Source organism: Ruegeria sp. BF6, from assembly GCF_056538665.1.
The window spans coordinates 180,578-196,641 of record NZ_JBQFTN010000001.1; the positions used below are offsets into that span (position 1 = coordinate 180,578).

Below are 16,064 nucleotides of genomic sequence, written 5' to 3' on the forward strand. Positions count from 1 at the left end.
ATGCTATTCGGACTTGATGGCGTCGAGATAGGCCTCATTATCGTATTCTTTTGCCTTTTCGGAGGCATCCTTTCCGGTTTTCCGGTGGCCTTTGCCATTGGTGGGGCAGGGATCATTTCCTTCGGGATCATCGCGGCGCTGGACAGTGCAGGGCTGTTGATCCACCAGGCGATTGACACCGGATCACAAGCCTATCGGGATCTGGTCAATTCAGGGGTTAAACCCGATACCGTTTCCGTGTTCCGATATCCGGACTTACCGAGGATCGCCGAGCCGGTTTTTGTGCAGGGTTGGGAAACCGCGTTGGACCGCAACGTCTCGTTCATCGTGAACCGTATCAACGAGCGTGTTCTGGCAGGTCAATCCATCGAGACCCTGCTGGCTGTGCTGATGTTCGTGCTGATGGGTATCACGCTGGAACGCTCGAAGATTGCCAACGACCTGCTGACCACGATGGCGCGTGTCTTTGGCCCCCTGCCGGGTGGTCTGGCCGTGTCGATCGTGGTTGTGGGCGCGTTTCTGGCGGCTTCGACCGGGATCGTGGGCGCGACCGTTGTGACCATGGGCCTGCTGGCGCTGCCGACCATGCTGCGGAACAACTATTCGCCAGAACTGGCGACTGGTGTGATTGCGGCCTCGGGAACGCTGGGACAGATCATTCCGCCCTCGATCGTGATCGTTCTGCTAGGCACGCTGGCCGGAGATCTGTATTCCACCGCGCAGGAAACCCGCGCTGTTGAGGCCGGATGCACCGATGCGTTGACCTATCTGGGTGAGCCTGCTGTTGTCTCGGTGGGTACTTTGTTCCAGGCGGCGCTATTGCCGGGGATCATGCTGGCCTTGCTCTATGCGCTTTACGCCTTTGGTTATGCGCTGCTGAACCCGGAAAAGGCACCAGCGGTTGAGATGACGGGCGGAAGCGGTGAGCCGATCACCCGTGCCGAAGGGCTGACCTGGCTTCTGGGGGCGCCGGTCGCGCTGATCGTGGGCGCGGTTCTGCTGGGCAGCGCCGGTGTGATAGGCAGCCAGAATATCAATGTCTCTGCGTTTTCGGATATCGGCGCCGGCGCCTCGCTGCGCACCAACGTGTCGGCGGAGTGTCAGGCATCGATGATCGAGCTGCACGGGCAATCTGCATGGGATCAGGCCGTAGCCGAGCAAGAGGCTATCGACGCAGCCGGTGGAACGGCCGCGTCCACACGCCTGAGCGAGGAAGAACTGGCCTCAGCTCTGGAAGCCAAGATTGCCGCGGCTGCTCCGATTGGCAATGGTGTTGCCGTGGTTGTGGTGCTGCTGGGTCTGACCTTGCTGATGGGACGCGGTATCGCACCGTCGAAATCGCCGCAGCCGCTGATCGTCGGCACCATTGGCCTGCTGCTGATGCTGCTGGTTGATTTGGTCTTGATCGCGCCGACGACCTCGTCCGGGGCCACGTTCCTGTTGCTGGCGGTACCGTTTGCGCTGGCCATCTACGGGTCTAAGGAGGCGGCGATACGGTGTTCGAGCAACGATCTGATCCGGGTGGTCTTCCCGCCGCTGGTTCTGATCATCGCAGTGCTCGGATCAATCCTTGGGGGTATCACCAACCCGACACCGGCGGCTGCGCTGGGGGCAGGCGGGGCGATCATGCTGGCGGCTTATCGCAAGCTGCAGGATCAGGAGCGCTCGGGCAAAGTGATCATCTGGTCGACCTTTGCCGTCATCATCTGCCTTGTTCTGGGTGTAAACTTCGATCTGCGCGTCAACCAAGGCAACGTAACGGTGGAAACCTGGATTGCCTTCGTTCTGGCCTATGCAACGTACCTGTATGCGCTGTTTGGCCTGATCTACGGCTGCTGGGTCCTGTTCTCCAGTGGAGTGCTGACCCCGGTGGTGCGTGAGACGGCCAAGGTGACCTCGATGGTCTTTACCATCCTGATCGGGTCGCAGTTGCTGAACCTTGTGGTGATCTCGTTCGGAGGTGAGCACTATATCCAGCAGTTCCTCAAGAGCTTTGACAACGAGTTCACGGTCTTCCTGATCGTGATGCTGGTGCTGTTCATTCTTGGGTTCGTGCTGGACTTCCTCGAAATCATCTACATCGTGATCCCTATTGTGGGTCCGGTGATCTATGGCGGGTCATTCGATCCGAAATGGGTGACGATCATGGTGGCGGTGAACCTGCAGACCTCGTTCCTGACGCCTCCGTTCGGCTTTGCGCTGTTCTACCTGCGGGGGGTCGCGCCGAAAGAGGTGACAACAGGTCATATCTATCGCGGTATCGTGCCTTTCGTGATCATTCAGGTTGTTGGGATTGCGATCCTGTGGTTCTTCCCGTCGATTGTGACCATCGTACCGGATCTGATCCCAAACTGATATGTTGCTGTGATTAAATAGAAAAGGGGGCCATATGGCCCCCTTTGCTTTGGTGAATTGCGGAAGGGACCAGCCCCTTCTTGGCCTGCAGCCAATTTAACCCCGAGGTGTTTTAGCCGGAGGAAAGGTGGATCAGGTGAACTGGATCAGGTCCCAACGATTGCCGAAAGGGTCGCGCCAGACGGCAACTGTGCCATAGGGTTCGTGTCTTGGGTTTTCTTCGAAATGGACACCCTTGGCGCGCATTGCGGCGTGGTCGCGGTCAAAGTCATCCGTTTGCAGGAAGAAGCCAACGCGTCCTCCGGTCTGATTGCCGATGGCGGCGGTCTGGTTCAGACCGTCAGCCCGGGCCAGCAATAGGGAGGCACCGGCTGAACCCGGAGGTGTCACCAGCACCCAACGTTTACCGCCGCCCAGATCAATGTCCTGCGTCAGGGTGAAGCTCAGTGTGCGGGTGTAGAATGCGATGGCGGTATCGTAATCCGGCACCACAAGGGTGACGGCGTGTAGGCTCTGATGCATGAATGATCACCCTTTGGTCGGGTGGCGGTCGGGCAGCTGAATGCCTGCGACCTGTTCCGCGATTGGGGCCGTAGAAAGGGGGTGATGGCTGGCCTCGGCCAATGCGGCCGGATTGTCGACGCGGTTCCAATTGCCCTGCATATAGGCCTCAAGCCCCGAGAAACGCGCTTTGTATCCCATCTTGGGACTGCCAGGCACCCAATAGCCGAGATAGACATAGGGCAGGCCAGCCTCGCGCGCGATGTCGATATGATCGAGGATCATATGGGTGCCCAGCGAGTTTTGGGGCTGTTCCGGGTCATAGAAGGAATAGACCATGCTAAGCCCGTCATCCAGAACGTCGGTCAGGCTGACGGCAATCAGTTGATCGGTTTCGGGGTCGGCATATTCCACCACGCGGCTGCGGATCGGGGTTTCTTCGATCATGGCGGCGAATTCAAACACGTCCATATCGGCCATGCCGCCATCGGCGTGGCGGCTATCGAGGTAGCGGCGAAACAGATCGTACTGTTCATCTGTTGCCCAAGGCGAATTTGCCCGGCGCCGCAGGTTCGCATTGCGTTTGGCGGTGCGTTTCTGGCTTTTGCTGGGGCGAAAGGCCGAGACGTCGATGCGGGCGGACAGACAGGCTGCACAATCGGTGCAGGACGGGCGGTAAAGTACGTTCTGAGACCGGCGAAACCCCTGTTGCGACAGTGAGTTGTTCAGCTGATCGGCCCCTTCGCCCTGCAGGGCGGTGAACAGCTTGCGCTCCATCCTGCCCTCAAGGTAAGGGCAGGGCTGGGGTGCCGTCACATAGAATTGCGGCGCGATTGGCAGCGTGTGTCGCATGAAGGTTCCGTGTTTCCTGAGATAGGATGATAACAACGGTTCCTTGAGCCGCCAAGTGATTCAATCGGCTGATTTTTATGCCCGCTGGTTGATCATTACCGTACCGAGGAACGCATCGGTCAGGCCCTGACAGCGCGCGCTGGTCAGCATCATTATGACGGAAATGATCTGAACCACGAAAAACGCCATGCTGATGAAATATCCGGCAGTGTGGGCCACGGCCTTACCCGTATCCATGCGAGATCCAAAGGCGTCGCGCAGTTCGATCCCCATGAACCGCATCCCCAGCGTTGCCGATCCGTTGGCAATCGTGACGACGCGATAGACGAAACTGATCACTCCATAGATCAGCGGTAAAAAGAACAGCCCCGCGCCGAATGTCAGAAAAACCGGCACGATGCACAGCAGTGAGATAAAGGCGATGTCAAAAAGCCATGCAACAAAGCGCTTGGTTGCAACCGATTGATAGAATTCGGGTTGGTTGTCTGGATCAGGCAGGTGAGTCATTCAGTGTAATCCGCGTCGTTGATTGGGGTCACCCTGTCCCGAAAGACGGGACAGGGCAAGATTGGATCACGCGCGCTCGCCGTTTTCAGCCTCGTCGCGGCTTTCGCGGACGCGTTCATCCATGAACTGATCAAACTCGGCCTTGTCCTTGGCTTCGCGCAAACGGCGCAGGAAAGCCTCGAAGTCCTGCTGTTCCCGCTCCAGACGCGCCAGAGTGTCGGCCTTGTAGGCGTCAAACGCGCTGTTGCCCGAAGGCTTCATCGCGCTCATGTGGCTGTGCCAGGATTTGCGGCGGCTGCAGGATTTGCTGAACATGCGTTTGCTCCAGATCATGTAGGCCAGAAGGGCAAGGCCAACGGGCCAGAAGAAGATGAAACCAAGGACCATGACGGCGATCCAGGCGCCCTTGCCCTTGTCGTCAAGCCAGGCTTCGATACGGTGCAGCCATCCCGGGTTTTCAGGGACGGCGGGGTCGGATAGTGCAGTCATTTGTGGTCTCCGGGGTTGATGTTAATCGTTTTGACATTGTTAAGATGGGGAGCGCGCGGCCCGTTGCAAGGGGTCGATGTGAAAAAGATTCACATTAGGTGCGGCGGGACCTTCTTCGGTTGACCTTCGCCCGGATCGGGCGCAGGTTTTGCGCATGCAGAATACAGAACAAAAATCACCTCCGACGCTGGACGAAATTCTTTCTCTGGAAAAGCAGGTCTGGGCTGCGCTGGTTGACGGCAATGCCTCGGCCGACCGGGCGCTGCTGAGTGCGGATTTTCTGGGAGTGTATCCGACCGGCTTTGCCAATCGGGATGATCATGTTGGGCAGTTTGCCGATGCGCCGACCATGGCCCGGTATGAGTTGAGCGAGACGAAACTACGGGTTCTGACCCGTGACATCGTGCTGTTGACCTATCGCGCGGACTATCAGCGCCCCGGATCAGATACGTGGGAGGCGATGCTGATCTCATCCCTGTGGGAGCGGCGCCTGGACGTCTGGGTCAACAGTTTCAGCCAGGATACCCCGGTGGAGGCGCAATGACCGGCCCGCTGAACATCCACCGCGTTCCGCGTGCCTTCGATGCCTCCTTGGGTGAAGAGGCGCTGAATGCGGTTTCCGACGTTTCTCACGAACAGGGCGAGTTGATTGCAGGGGCGGCAGGGTCCAGCCCCTACTTGAAGAGCCTGATCGAGCATGAACGCGGATGGTTGCCGCAAGCCCTTCAGCAACCCGATCAGGCGCTGGCCGAGGTCATGGCTGCGGCAAAAGCCTTGCCGCCGGATCAGTTAAAGCCGGGATTGCGTCAGGCAAAACGGCAGATGGCGCTGTTAACCGCGCTGGCTGATCTGGCCGGGGCGTGGCCGTTGGAGAAGGTCACAGCGGCACTGACGGATTTCGGTGCGTTGGCTGCGGATGTGGCCGCCAAGGCCGAGATTGCGGCGCTGATCCGGCGCGGCAAGCTGCCCGGTATGGGGCCGGATGATGTCGAAACCGCCGCCGGGATGATCATTCTGGCGATGGGTAAGATGGGCGCACACGAGCTGAACTACAGTTCGGATATCGACCTGATCGTGCTGTTCGATGAAACCCGCTTTGACCCGGATGATTTCTACGACGTTAGGCACGGCATGGTGCGGGCGACGCGGAATTTCTGCGCCACGCTTAGCGACAAGACCGCCGATGGCTATGTATTTCGCACCGACCTGCGCTTGCGCCCCGATCCGGCGGTGACCCCGGTCTGCATGGCGGCTGAGGCGGCCGAACGGTATTATGAAAGCCTCGGCCGCACATGGGAACGCGCTGCGTATATCAAGGCACGCGCCTGTGCCGGCGATTTGGCGGCAGGACAACGCTTTCTGGATACGCTGCGACCCTTTGTCTGGCGCCGCCATCTGGATTTTGCCGCCATTCAGGACGCTCACGACATGCGCCTGCGCATTCGTGAGAACAAGGGCACCGGCGGAGCGCTGACGATCCCGGGCCATGACATGAAGCTGGGGCAGGGCGGTATTCGCGAGATTGAGTTTTTCACCCAAACCCGCCAATTGATCGCCGGGGGCCGCGACCCTAATCTGCGGGTGCGGGGCACCGTGCCTGGTCTGGCCGCGCTGGCTGAAAAAGGTTGGATCCTCCAGGAGGTTTCCGACAAGCTGACCGACCACTACCGCGCCCATCGCGAGGTCGAGCATCGCATCCAGATGGTTCATGACTCGCAGACCCACAAGGTGCCTCAATCGCAGGACGGGATCGAACGCATTGCCTGTCTGATGGGGATCGGCAGCGCCGAGTTGACCGCCGAATTGACGCGCCGCCTGACCGAGGTTCATGAACTGACCGAAGGGTTTTTTGCCCCCGGCTCTTCAACCACAGCACCGGCCAAAGAAGCCGAGTTCGACCAAAGCGTTCTGGCCCGCTGGCCCACCTATCCGGCGCTGCGCTCACAGCGGGGCGCACGGATATTCGAACGGCTCAAGCCCGAACTGCTCTCGCGTTTGTCGAAAACCGCAAAACCGGATGAGGCGCTGATGGCGTTGGACGGGTTCCTGTCAGGCTTGCCCGCCGGGGTACAGCTGTTTTCCCTGTTCGAAGCCAACCCACAACTGATCGATTTGCTGGTGGATATCGTGGGGACCTCGCACGCGCTGGCCGAACATTTGTCGCGCAATGCAGCCGTGTTCGATGCGGTGATTGGCGGCAGTTTCTTCGCTGACTGGCCCGGGCAGCCGGTGTTACAGGCCGAACTGTCACAGGCGCTGGCGCATGAGGCGGACTATGAAACACAGCTCGATTACGCCCGCCGCTGGTGCAAGGAATGGCATTTCCGCATCGGGGTTCACCATCTGCGCGGGTTGATAGACGGGGCGCAAGCCGGGCAGCAATATGCCGAACTGGCCAGCACGGTAATCGCTGCGATCCTGCCCTGTGTGACCGAGCAATTTGCCAAGAAACACGGACCTGCGCCGGGACGTGGGGCGGCTGTGCTGGGCATGGGATCGATCGGGGCGGGGCGGATCAATTCTCAATCCGATCTGGATATGATCGTAATCTATGACCCGCAGGATCAGGACATGTCCGACGGCCCGCGCCCACTGGCCACGCGCACCTATTACGCCCGTTTTACGCAGGCGCTAATCACCGCGCTGTCGGCACCGATGTCTCAGGGGCGGCTTTACGAGGTCGACATGCGCTTGCGCCCCTCGGGCAATCAGGGGCCGGTGGCGACCAGCTGGGCCAGCTTTACCAATTATCAACAGAACGAAGCCTGGGTGTGGGAGCATCTGGCCCTGACCCGCGCCTGCGTGGTGGCTGGAAACGCTGGGCTGGTGCAGGATATCGAGACCTTCCGCGCCGATTTCCTGAAAAAGCCCGAAGATCGCGGAAAGGTCCTGCGTGAAGTGGCCGAGATGCGCGCTCGTCTCGCGGCAGCCAAATCTCCGGCCGGGATATGGGATGCCAAGAACGGTGCGGGCCGGATGATGGATATCGAGCTGATGGCGGAAACCGGGGCGCTGTTGTCGGGCGTCGCGCAGCGTGACGTACAGTCCGGGTTGGACGGTGCTGTCGCTGCGGGATTGCTGGATGTCGCTCAAGCGCAAACGCTCAACGATTGCTACGAACTATGCTGGTCAGTGCAATGCGCGGCCCGGCTGCTGTCGGGCAAGGTGATCGAGGCCGACAAGATCGGCGAGGGTGGTGCAGCATTCCTGTGCCGCGCGACCGGGTTCGAACAGGTCGAACAGCTTCAGGCCGCCTTGCAGGACAGTTATACCACCGCCGCCGGGATCATCGGCAGCGTGATCGAGGAGGGCAAAGATGCCGCGCAGTGACGATCCGAATGATCACAAGGGCCTGATCCGTGAGGCTTATCGCATCGACGGCATCACGCTGCCCGAATGCCGCAGCATCTTCCTGGACTGGGCGCTCAGCCTGCCGGCAGAGCGGGACCAAAAGCAGGCTCTGACCGAATTGCACGCCGCCTACGCCGCGCAAGAGGCCGATCACCCGATGACTCAGGTACTGGCCGAAGGGCTGCAATCGGCGCAGGCACCGAAACGGCGCGGCGGCTGGCGATCCCGGTCCCGCTAGGGCTTTCCCCCCGACGCGTTCACCACTAAGAGGGCGTCATGACCCAAGCCACCGACCGCCCCCGTATCCGCCTGAAACCCAAAGCCAACGCGCGTGGTTTGCGCCATGGCTTCCCGTGGGTCTATGCCAATGACATCGTCACCGACCGCCGCACGCGCAAAATCCCGGTAGGTGCCTTGGCGGTGCTCGAGGACGAGAAACGGGCGCCCATCGCATTGGTTGCGGTGAACCCCGAGTCCAAGATCATGTGCCGCGTTCTGGATCGCGATCTGGATGCCGAGCTGAACGCCGAATGGTTCGAAACCCGCCTGCGCCGCGCGCTGGAGATGCGCGAGCGCCTGTTCGACGCACCGTATTACCGCCTGATCCATGCCGAGGCGGACGGCTTTCCCGGCGTGATCATCGACCGGTTCGGGGACGCCTGCGTTATCCAACCTAACGCTGCCTGGGCCGAGACGCACCTGGACAAGCTTACCGATGCTTTGGTCCGTGTCACCGGCGTGACGACGGTGTTGAAAAACGCCTCGGGCCGCACCCGCGGGCTGGAGGGGCTGGACGACGAGAACCAAACTCTGCGCGGCGCCGCGCCCGATGCACCGCTGCGGGTGCCGATGAACGGGGCTATTTATATGGCCGACCTGACCGGCGGTCAGAAAACCGGCCTGTTCTACGACCAGCGTCCCAACCATGCCTTCGCCGCGCGGCTGGTACAGCCGGGCGCGCAGGTGCTCGACGTGTTCAGCCATGTGGGCGGGTTCGGTCTGGCCATGCTGGCCGGAGGGGCGGCTCAGGCTCTGTCCGTTGACGGTTCTGCCGCAGCACTTGAACTGGCCACACAGGGGGCGAACGCCTCGGGCTGTGCCGACCGTTTCCAAACCCGGCAGGGCGACGCCTTCGACGTCCTCACGCAACTGGGCGAGGAAGGCGCGCAATTTGATGTGGTCATCTGCGACCCGCCCGCCTTTGCGCCCTCGAAACAGGCGCTGGATGCAGGGCTTCGCGCCTATGAACGCGTGGCGCGGCTGGCGGCACCTTTGGTAAAGCCCGGCGGTTATCTCGGCCTGTGTTCCTGTTCCCATGCCGCCGATCTTGGCCGTTTCCGCGATTCCTCATCGCGCGGTATCGGCCGGGCAGGGCGGCAGGCACAGCTGGTCCACACAGGCTTTGCCGGACCTGATCACCCGCAATTGCCGCAACTGGCAGAAAGCGGTTACCTCAAAGCTGTGTTCTATCGGCTGTGAGGGCGGTTCTGGATACCTGCGTCATCTACCCCACGGTGATGCGAGAGATGCTGCTGGGCGCGGCCAAGCGCGGTCACTTTCAACCTCTTTGGTCGGCCCGTATCCTCGAGGAATGGGCCCGCGCCGCCCGCAAACTCGGCCCTGATGGCGAGGCACAGGCTCGCGCCGAAATCGCCCTGACCCAAGCGCATTGGCCAGACGCGGAGCGCGCGGCGCAACCGGGCCTCGAACAGCGCCTCTGGTTGCCGGACAGCGCCGATATTCACGTTCTCGCCACGGCCATCGCAGCCTCGGCGGACGTCATCGTCACCGTCAACGCCAAGGATTTCCCAAGAAATATTCTGTCGGATGAGGGGCTTGAGCGGCGCGACCCTGACAGCTTGCTACACGGCTTCTGGCAAAACGACACTGATGGCATGATCGATCTTGCGAACCGGGTGCTGGCCGAGGCCAACCGCCTGTCCGGAGACCAATGGACATTACGCGCCCTGATGAAAAAGGCGCGTCTTCCAAGACTGGGGAAAGCCTTAACTCACTAAGCAGGATCTTCCTTCATCTAGCTGAATAAATCCCGGAGAGCGCGAAAGGCTGACCTCCTCGCGGCCCAAACCTATCCGCCGGCGCCCCAACGCTGTTCAAGCGCTTCCAGCGCCGCAATCCGCTCATCGGTGTTCGGATGGCTCATCAGCCAAGCTGGAACCACTCCGGCGCGTTGCTGGGTCAGGCCCTCCAACTTTTGAAACAGGGATTTCTGCGGCCCGATCCCAATACCGGCCTTGGTCAGCAAAGCAGCGGCATATTCATCGGCCTCATACTCATCCCCGCGCGACAGGCGCGAGGCCAGAAGATGCGTCAACATGTTGGCAATCCACGCGCCGATGAAGGGAATGAACCGGTTCAACAGCATCATCAACGCGGCCCGCAACGCGTTCTGGCCGGAAAAATCGATCATCCGCCTCCGCGCGTGTCCCAAGGCCACATGCCCCAGCTCATGCGCGATGACACTAGCCATTTCTTCGGCCGAGACCTCTCCGTTCCGAAACTTGCGGTAGAACCCACGGGTGATAAATATCCGCCCGTCCGGTGCGGCCAGCCCGTTCACCGGGTCGATCTCGTAGATGTAGACGGGCACCCGGTCGATCTCCAACGCCGCCGCCAGCCGGTCGGTCATGCGTTTCAGCGCAGGATCGGCCAGTTCGGTCGATTTTGCGTCCAGTTCCCTGTGTGTACGCCAGACAGAAATCCGGTACATCACAACGGCGTAGGCTATGGCCAGCAGGATCGGGGTTAGGCGAAGCATAAGGTAAATATGGGTAAACGCTGGTTGTGAGACAATATCGGTTTGGGCAGTTTGTCTGCTTTGCGCGACAAAGCAGCAATCCGCGCACTACGTAAAATTGACCACTAGACTGTTAGTGGGTGCTTTTCCGAAAGAGAATCTGGGCAATTCCTAGCGTCGGGGGAACTTGCGTTCAGCTTCACTGATTAAAGTGTAATTGGTGGCCCAAATGGATTCGAACATTGGGGTGGCTTGGTCGTGGTATAGTAAAATGGCTGTTTCCAAGTCCCCATTTTTCAATGCATCGGAAATTGACCCGGATAGATCAACTAAAACTAGAACCTGTGCTACAGACTCTTTCAAACGCCTTTTTTCTTCTTCATTTAGATCAGCGTTCGTGTCCAAGTGTGCAGATAGCCTTTTAAACTTAGGTAATAGCAGGCTTTCTGCTGCTTCACCCAACAATGCGGCATGGGTCCCGTAACCCAAATCACCTTCGTTCCACCCGCCTTGAACAGCGATGATGGCATTTGCCTGTAGAAAATAGAGGTGCCTGCTGTTTTGCTCGAATTCTCGAAATAGTCTTAGCGAATTTTGGGCCCGGATCAGTTCAACTCGCTCGTCGGATTCGGATTGTCCTGACGCTGCATCCGGACTCCCACCGAACAGTATTAGAAAACTGACAATGACTCCCAAAAACCGCGAAGCTCGCATGTTTCACTCTCCCAATCTATCGAGAGGCCAAACGTCAAGTTTGGTGAGACGCACTTTAACACAGTGCTGTGAAAAAGTCTGCCTTGGGGCTCAAAGCCGCAATCCGCCAATCTTCACTTAACGCGTCAATTCTCGCATCCCCTGTTCCAGTCCGGCCAGCGTCATCGGCACCATGCGGTGTTCGAAAATTTCCTGAATCATGCCGATCGAGTGGGTGTAGCCCCAGTATTTCTCGGGCACCGGGTTGATCCACAGGTTCGATGCCCACTGTTCGCGGGCGCGCTGCAGCCAGACCTGACCAGCCTCCTTGTTCCAGTGCTCGTTGGCACCGCCGGGATAGGCGATCTCGTAGGGGCTCATCGAGGCGTCGCCGACGAAAATGCACTTGTAGTCCGAGCCGTAGGTCCGCAGTACCTCATGCGTTGGGGTCTGCTGATCCCAGCGGCGGCGATTGTCGCGCCAGACGCCTTCATACAGGCAATTGTGGAAGTAGTAATATTCCAGATGCTTGAACTCGGTCCGCGCCGCCGAGAACAACTCTTCCACCACCTTGATATGCGGGTCCATCGAGCCGCCCACGTCCAGAAACAGCAGCACTTTGACCGCGTTGTGACGCTCGGGGCGGGTTTTGACGTCCAGATAGCCGTGCTCGGCGGTGGCGCGGATGGTGCCGTCCAGATCTAGTTCCTCGGCCGCACCTTCACGTGCCCAGCGGCGCAGGCGTTTCAGCGCGACCTTGATGTTGCGGGTGCCCAGTTCAACCGTGTCGTCCAAGTTCTTGAATTCGCGCTTGTCCCAGACTTTCACCGCACGCTGATGGCGGCTTTCCTTCTGCCCGATGCGCACTCCCTCTGGATTATAGCCATAGGCCCCGAACGGAGACGTCCCGGCGGTGCCGATCCATTTGTTGCCGCCCTGATGGCGGCCTTGCTGTTCTGCCAAACGCTCACGCAGCGTCTCCATCAGCTTGTCAAAACCGCCAAGCGCCTCGATCTCGGCCTTTTCTTCTTCGGACAGGTGTTTTTCGGCCATCTTGGCCAGCCAGTCGGCGGGGATGTCGACGGCCTCGAGCACCTGATCAAAGCTGATCTCGTTCAACCCCTCGAAACTGGCGGCAAAGGCGCGGTCGAACTTGTCGATGTTGCGTTCGTCCTTCACCATCGAGACGCGGGCGAGATAATAGAATGCCTCGACATCATAGGTGGCCAGACCCTTTTTCATGCCCTCCAGAAAGGTCAGGTATTCGCGCAGAGAAACGGGAATGCCAGCTTTGCGGAGGTTTTCGAAAAAGGGCAGGAACATCGCTTACCCCACGAACCTTACGAGGATCAGCGACAGCACCAGCCCGGTAAGGGCAAAGGCAATGCCATAGCCGGCAGCGTATTGGGCCATGTCGGCACCATTGCCATTGCGTTTGCGTGCCGTCAGCGCCCCAAGGATCGCCCCCAGTATCGCCATTCCCAAAACCACGACCATGCGTTATCCGCCCCTGTTGTTGCGAGGTCCTTCCGCAACGTCCTGCATCAGCGACCGGACCACCGTTTCCGAGCCGAAGCCGTAGCGTGCCCATCCTAGACTGTCCAGCCTGACGGAACGTGCCTGAGCGGTCCGGCCTGCCTGATTTAGCGCTTCGGATTTCAGCAGCAGCAACGTGGCCAGTTGCGATGCGTTTTCGGCGCGTGTCATCACGTCGATGGCCTTGTCCAGTTCAGGCAGAGCTTCGGGGCCTTTGCCCTGCGCCAGCGCAAAGGCAGCGGTTTGGGTGGTGACATAGGCCTGATGGACCTCGGTGCCGGGAGTGGCGCGCAGAAATTGCAGGGCAATCTGATAGTTGCGCAGCGCCTCTTGTGGGTTATCGAACTGTTCCATACGGCCCATCACATAATAGGGATAGGCGCGGCGGTGGTCGGTCCAACCTTGTTCCTGCCCGATCCGGGCGGCCAGTTTGGCGTCTCTCAGACGTCTTTTTACCCCGCGTGTCGGTCGCAGAGATTTCTGAACCGCGTTGATCCACTCTCGCGGTGTCTCGGAAACCGGTTGTGCAGGCAGAGCGTCTCCGCGCGGGTTCAGGCGGCTGAGTACGTCGGGCAGGGCGGATTCAACTTGTTCCCGGGTCATGCCGCTGCGTAGTTCGGGCGCATAGGCCGTGCGCAGGATCAGCATGTCGAAACCCGTTAGAACGGTGTGGATATTGTCGTCGTTAAACACCGAATCCGGTAGGTGGTACAGGTCGTTCAACGGCCCCAGCGCCTGCGCGACTTCTTCGTGCAGACAGTCGCGCTTTTCCTGCGGGCTGACGTCATAGGGGATGAAAATACCCAGGCGCTCGCGGCTGCGCAGGCGGGACCAGCTGCTTTTCTGTTTGCGTCGGTCGCGGCGGTATTCCTGGAAACTTGAAGAGTTGGGCACCACGAAACAGGCCGCCTGCGGCAGGATGGCATGGATTTCGTCCTGACTGACAGCCTCGATGGTGATGTTGGCCGTACCGTCCGAGATTTGACTGATGTCTATTCCAGCTTCACGGCGCAGGCGGTTCAGTAAGCGGGTTAGGTCACGCTGCATCGACGGAGTAGGGGCACCGGTCAGGCGGACGGTGATCGGGGTTTCGAACCGCGTGAACACCGGTAACTGAGCGCCCCCTTCCAGCGCGAAATGCAAGGATACGAAATCAGCCGCGATATTTGCGTTCGATCTGCCCGCAGGCGTGGGGGTCGAACGGGTAAACGCTTTGGCTGGCGGCAGTTTTTCCTCGATGACCTGAACGCGGGTCGGGACTTCGCTTGTCTCAACAGTCGCGCAGCCCGTCAGCGCCAAAGCGGCAATGATCGCGGTCCAACGCATCATGGACGCTGGTACCGGATGAATGGCGTTTGCTTGCCGATGCGGTCATACAGCTTGCGGGCGGTGTGATTGAAATCCTGTGTCAGCCAGTAGACGGACGGGGCTCCCTGACGATCGGCCTCATCATAGACAGCTTGGATCAGAGCGCGACCGACGCCGGTGCCGCGTGTCTCGGGCCGGGCGTAAAGGTCCTGCAAGTAGCAGACGGGTTCAACTTTCCAAGCGTGGCGATGAAACAGGTAATGGGTCAGACCAACCAGTCGCCCATTCGTCTCGGCGACAAAGCACGAAAACTCATTCGGATCGTCGCCCAGTAGGCGTGCGAAGGTGGTGTCATAGACCGCATCCGGCACCGTTGTTTCATAGAAGGCCAGATAGTCGCGCCACATGTCCGACCAGTCTGGGCGGTCTTCGGGCTGCAACGCGCGGATGGTCAGAGAGTCAGCCATTCAGAATGTCCCGTCTTGTCCGGTCATACATAGCCCGGACACACCGGACCGCCATCTGCAATGCTGACAGGCAGGCCAGCGCAAAGCAAGCGGCGATCACCGGTTGTTCTATGCGCTCAGCGTTTGGCACGCGCCATGAACGCGAGACGTTCAAAAAGATGCACGTCTTGTTCATTCTTCAACAAAGCACCGTGTAGTTTGGGCAGGGCGTTGGCGCCATCGCGTTTCAAATCCTCGGACGTCAGGTCCTCGGCCAGCAACAGCTTCAGCCAGTCCAGGACCTCGGATGTCGAAGGTTTTTTCTTTAGGCCCTGCGTCTCGCGGATTTCATAGAACTGGGTGAGCGCGGTGGTCAGCAGCGCATCTTTGATGCCGGGGTGGTGCACCTCGACGATCCGGCGCATGGTCGCCTCGTCCGGAAAGCGGATGTAGTGGAAGAAGCAGCGGCGCAGGAAGGCGTCCGGCAGTTCCTTTTCGTTGTTCGAGGTGATGATGACGATGGGGCGGTGCCTTGCACGGATGGTCTCACCGGTCTCATAGACGTGGAACTCCATTTTATCGAGTTCCTGCAGGAGGTCGTTGGGAAACTCGATATCGGCCTTGTCGATCTCATCGATCAGCAGAACGACCTTTTCGTCGGCCTCGAACGCCTGCCACAGTTTGCCTTTGCGGATATAGTTCGAAACGTCATGCACGCGCTCATCGCCCAATTGACTGTCGCGCAGGCGACTGACCGCATCATATTCATACAGGCCCTGCTGCGCGCGGGTGGTGGATTTCACATTCCACTCGATCATCTTAAGCCCCAGCGCATCGGCTACCTGCTTCGCCAGCTCGGTCTTGCCGGTGCCGGGCTCACCCTTGACCAGAAGCGGACGTTCCAACGTCACGGCAGCGTTTACCGCAATGTTCAGGTCGTCGGTGGCAACATACTCTGCGGTGCCTTGGAAACGTGCGGTCATGGGCCCCTCGTGTGGTTTCGCGCAATCTGTGCCGTTCGGGTTACAGAGAGGCGATGATTTTGACAAGCGGGGCCGCGACGTCCTGCACCGTGAAATAAACCGCGCCTTCGGTCCTTTTGGCGTGATTCGACTGAAATCGGATGCCCCTTTGGTTGTGATTTGCCGCAAAAATGCCCAATGAATTCCGCAGAAAAACAAGCTTTTGTTGTTACATGTATCATATTTAGACAAGTCAGAAACGTGACGTATCAAGACGACGTTTGTGTAGTGACATTCGCACGTGCG

Annotated in this window: 17 protein-coding genes; 6 read left to right on the plus strand and 11 right to left on the minus strand. The window is 59.5% G+C overall.

Annotated elements, in window-relative coordinates; translation table 11 throughout:
- Complete coding sequence (locus tag ACR0IM_RS00885) at nucleotides 1–2,355, plus strand: TRAP transporter large permease (protein ID WP_480593553.1); 2,355 nt, start codon at nucleotides 1–3, stop codon at nucleotides 2,353–2,355.
- A gap of 132 nt (nucleotides 2,356–2,487) precedes the next feature.
- On the opposite strand, the gene ACR0IM_RS00890 is transcribed toward ACR0IM_RS00885, so the two are convergent.
- From ACR0IM_RS00890 to ACR0IM_RS00905, 4 genes are all read right to left on the minus strand, one after another.
- The gene (locus tag ACR0IM_RS00890) at nucleotides 2,488–2,877 is read right to left on the minus strand and encodes a VOC family protein (RefSeq protein ID WP_480593556.1); all 390 of its coding nucleotides are present in this window, start codon (nucleotides 2,875–2,877) and stop codon (nucleotides 2,488–2,490) included.
- A gap of 6 nt (nucleotides 2,878–2,883) precedes the next feature.
- Nucleotides 2,884–3,708, minus strand: a complete 825-nt coding sequence (locus ACR0IM_RS00895) for an arginyltransferase (RefSeq protein ID WP_480680555.1) — start codon at nucleotides 3,706–3,708, stop codon at nucleotides 2,884–2,886.
- A gap of 75 nt (nucleotides 3,709–3,783) precedes the next feature.
- Nucleotides 3,784–4,215, minus strand: coding sequence for an RDD family protein (locus ACR0IM_RS00900; protein ID WP_480593564.1), 432 nt, complete (start codon nucleotides 4,213–4,215; stop codon nucleotides 3,784–3,786).
- Nucleotides 4,216–4,281: 66 nt separating this feature from the next.
- Nucleotides 4,282–4,704, minus strand: a complete 423-nt coding sequence (locus ACR0IM_RS00905) for a DUF2852 domain-containing protein (RefSeq protein WP_480593566.1) — start codon at nucleotides 4,702–4,704, stop codon at nucleotides 4,282–4,284.
- A 154-nt stretch (nucleotides 4,705–4,858) separates the two neighbouring features.
- On the opposite strand from ACR0IM_RS00905, the gene ACR0IM_RS00910 reads away from it, so the two are divergent.
- The 5 genes from ACR0IM_RS00910 to ACR0IM_RS00930 are packed head-to-tail and all read left to right on the plus strand — an operon-like array spanning nucleotide 4,859 to nucleotide 10,073.
- Nucleotides 4,859–5,248, plus strand: a complete 390-nt coding sequence (locus tag ACR0IM_RS00910; protein WP_480593568.1) for a DUF4440 domain-containing protein — start codon at nucleotides 4,859–4,861, stop codon at nucleotides 5,246–5,248.
- A complete protein-coding gene (locus tag ACR0IM_RS00915) occupies nucleotides 5,245–8,034 on the plus strand; it encodes a [protein-PII] uridylyltransferase family protein (RefSeq protein WP_480680556.1) in 2,790 nt (929 codons plus the stop codon). The genes ACR0IM_RS00910 and ACR0IM_RS00915 overlap by 4 nt, the downstream gene beginning before the upstream one ends.
- Nucleotides 8,021–8,293: a hypothetical protein gene (locus tag ACR0IM_RS00920; protein WP_480593572.1), complete on the plus strand. Its 273-nt coding sequence runs from the start codon at nucleotides 8,021–8,023 to the stop codon at nucleotides 8,291–8,293. The genes ACR0IM_RS00915 and ACR0IM_RS00920 overlap by 14 nt, the downstream gene beginning before the upstream one ends.
- Before the next feature lie 38 nt (nucleotides 8,294–8,331).
- Nucleotides 8,332–9,534, plus strand: coding sequence for an RSP_2647 family RNA methyltransferase (locus ACR0IM_RS00925; protein WP_480680557.1), 1,203 nt, complete (start codon nucleotides 8,332–8,334; stop codon nucleotides 9,532–9,534).
- Nucleotides 9,531–10,073 (plus strand): RSP_2648 family PIN domain-containing protein, encoded by a 543-nt coding sequence (locus tag ACR0IM_RS00930; protein WP_480593576.1) that lies wholly within the window; start codon nucleotides 9,531–9,533, stop codon nucleotides 10,071–10,073. Before ACR0IM_RS00925 ends, ACR0IM_RS00930 begins: the two co-directional genes overlap by 4 nt.
- A gap of 71 nt (nucleotides 10,074–10,144) precedes the next feature.
- On the opposite strand, the gene ACR0IM_RS00935 is transcribed toward ACR0IM_RS00930, so the two are convergent.
- The 7 genes from ACR0IM_RS00935 to ACR0IM_RS00965 all read right to left on the minus strand — a co-directional run bounded on the left by ACR0IM_RS00935 (nucleotide 10,145) and on the right by ACR0IM_RS00965 (nucleotide 15,779).
- Complete coding sequence (locus ACR0IM_RS00935; protein WP_480680558.1) at nucleotides 10,145–10,834, minus strand: M48 family metallopeptidase; 690 nt, start codon at nucleotides 10,832–10,834, stop codon at nucleotides 10,145–10,147.
- A 150-nt stretch (nucleotides 10,835–10,984) separates the two neighbouring features.
- Nucleotides 10,985–11,527, minus strand: a complete 543-nt coding sequence (locus tag ACR0IM_RS00940; protein ID WP_480640194.1) for a hypothetical protein — start codon at nucleotides 11,525–11,527, stop codon at nucleotides 10,985–10,987.
- 117 nt (nucleotides 11,528–11,644) lie between these two features.
- The gene (locus ACR0IM_RS00945; protein WP_480680559.1) at nucleotides 11,645–12,829 is read right to left on the minus strand and encodes a vWA domain-containing protein; all 1,185 of its coding nucleotides are present in this window, start codon (nucleotides 12,827–12,829) and stop codon (nucleotides 11,645–11,647) included.
- 3 nt (nucleotides 12,830–12,832) lie between these two features.
- Complete coding sequence (locus ACR0IM_RS00950; RefSeq protein WP_480589491.1) at nucleotides 12,833–13,003, minus strand: hypothetical protein; 171 nt, start codon at nucleotides 13,001–13,003, stop codon at nucleotides 12,833–12,835.
- 3 nt (nucleotides 13,004–13,006) lie between these two features.
- The gene (locus tag ACR0IM_RS00955; protein ID WP_480680560.1) at nucleotides 13,007–14,371 is read right to left on the minus strand and encodes a DUF2927 domain-containing protein; all 1,365 of its coding nucleotides are present in this window, start codon (nucleotides 14,369–14,371) and stop codon (nucleotides 13,007–13,009) included.
- A complete protein-coding gene (locus ACR0IM_RS00960; RefSeq protein WP_480680561.1) occupies nucleotides 14,368–14,817 on the minus strand; it encodes an N-acetyltransferase family protein in 450 nt (149 codons plus the stop codon). The genes ACR0IM_RS00955 and ACR0IM_RS00960 overlap by 4 nt, the downstream gene beginning before the upstream one ends.
- Nucleotides 14,818–14,933: 116 nt before the next feature.
- On the minus strand, nucleotides 14,934–15,779 hold the full coding sequence (locus ACR0IM_RS00965; RefSeq protein ID WP_480680562.1) for an AAA family ATPase: 846 nt from the start codon (nucleotides 15,777–15,779) through the stop codon (nucleotides 14,934–14,936).
- Between the last annotated feature and the right edge of the window lie 285 nt (nucleotides 15,780–16,064).

Coding starts and splice junctions, on each gene's coding strand:
- ACR0IM_RS00915 (WP_480680556.1), top strand. CDS start 5,245: ATGACCGGCCCGCTGAACATCCACCGCGTTCCGCGTGCCTTCGATGCC.
- ACR0IM_RS00905 (WP_480593566.1), bottom strand. CDS start 4,704: ATGACTGCACTATCCGACCCCGCCGTCCCTGAAAACCCGGGATGGCTG.
- ACR0IM_RS00890 (WP_480593556.1), bottom strand. CDS start 2,877: ATGCATCAGAGCCTACACGCCGTCACCCTTGTGGTGCCGGATTACGAT.
- ACR0IM_RS00935 (WP_480680558.1), bottom strand. CDS start 10,834: ATGCTTCGCCTAACCCCGATCCTGCTGGCCATAGCCTACGCCGTTGTG.
- ACR0IM_RS00940 (WP_480640194.1), bottom strand. CDS start 11,527: ATGCGAGCTTCGCGGTTTTTGGGAGTCATTGTCAGTTTTCTAATACTG.
- ACR0IM_RS00920 (WP_480593572.1), top strand. CDS start 8,021: ATGCCGCGCAGTGACGATCCGAATGATCACAAGGGCCTGATCCGTGAG.
- ACR0IM_RS00950 (WP_480589491.1), bottom strand. CDS start 13,003: ATGGTCGTGGTTTTGGGAATGGCGATACTGGGGGCGATCCTTGGGGCG.
- ACR0IM_RS00960 (WP_480680561.1), bottom strand. CDS start 14,817: ATGGCTGACTCTCTGACCATCCGCGCGTTGCAGCCCGAAGACCGCCCA.
- ACR0IM_RS00945 (WP_480680559.1), bottom strand. CDS start 12,829: ATGTTCCTGCCCTTTTTCGAAAACCTCCGCAAAGCTGGCATTCCCGTT.
- ACR0IM_RS00900 (WP_480593564.1), bottom strand. CDS start 4,215: ATGACTCACCTGCCTGATCCAGACAACCAACCCGAATTCTATCAATCG.
- ACR0IM_RS00955 (WP_480680560.1), bottom strand. CDS start 14,371: ATGATGCGTTGGACCGCGATCATTGCCGCTTTGGCGCTGACGGGCTGC.
- ACR0IM_RS00885 (WP_480593553.1), top strand. CDS start 1: ATGCTATTCGGACTTGATGGCGTCGAGATAGGCCTCATTATCGTATTC.
- ACR0IM_RS00910 (WP_480593568.1), top strand. CDS start 4,859: ATGCAGAATACAGAACAAAAATCACCTCCGACGCTGGACGAAATTCTT.
- ACR0IM_RS00925 (WP_480680557.1), top strand. CDS start 8,332: ATGACCCAAGCCACCGACCGCCCCCGTATCCGCCTGAAACCCAAAGCC.
- ACR0IM_RS00965 (WP_480680562.1), bottom strand. CDS start 15,779: ATGACCGCACGTTTCCAAGGCACCGCAGAGTATGTTGCCACCGACGAC.
- ACR0IM_RS00895 (WP_480680555.1), bottom strand. CDS start 3,708: ATGCGACACACGCTGCCAATCGCGCCGCAATTCTATGTGACGGCACCC.